Consider the following 662-nt stretch of genomic DNA (forward strand, 5'->3'; position numbering starts at 1 on the left):
TCGGTATTCCGGTCAAAAACGGCAAGATGGATTTGGTGTCTGCCAAATTGATTAATATCGGCGTGGTTGACGATAACGGTGGTGCCGCGCCTCATGATGAGGGTGAAAAAATCCGTCCGGTCGGCAAACAGCTGATGTCTCCCGATACCAAAGTGGAAAATGCGAAACTCAATATTGCCAAACTGACGTTGCCAAATATGAAATTAGGCGAAACCAGTGGCGGTGGTGTGAAATTGGAAGCATCGGCAACATTGGACGGTAAGCCGATACAGACCAAAATCGACAGCACTTTCTCCCGCTTCTATTCCGCTAAACCAGCCGCTACACGGCCGTTTATGGCAGATGCACGGTTTGTGAAATAATCGTAAAGGCCGTCTGAAACCCAGTTTCAGACGGCCTTTTATTTATCAAACCGATTCAATACCGCATCATTTTGCTGTCCACCTGCATTGCCCAAGCATCAATACCGCCTTGCAGGTTGTAAAGGTTTTCAAATCCGGCATCTTCTAGATACATTGCCGTGTGCAGGCTGCGGATGCCGTGGTGGCAGTAAACGACGATGGGTAAATCGTCGTCGGGCAGCTCGTTTTGGCGCAGGGGGATGAGGTTCATCGGGATGTGAATGGCAGCGGGCAGGGTGCAGATGGCGCGTTCTTCATCGG

General features: G+C 50.3%; 1 protein-coding gene and 1 pseudogene. One reads left to right on the forward strand and one right to left on the reverse strand.

Features of this window, described 5'->3' with window-relative positions:
* A pseudogene (locus ACTHUR_RS14830) lies at positions 1-362 on the forward strand (hypothetical protein); the annotation flags it as partial.
* 55 nt (positions 363-417) lie between these two features.
* Here ACTHUR_RS14830 and ACTHUR_RS14835 read toward each other — a convergent pair.
* Positions 418-662: rhodanese-like domain-containing protein (locus ACTHUR_RS14835; protein ID WP_440399354.1), on the reverse strand; the 245-nt coding region annotated here is incomplete at its 5' end.

The organism is Neisseria sp. P0021.S007 (assembly GCF_051956855.1).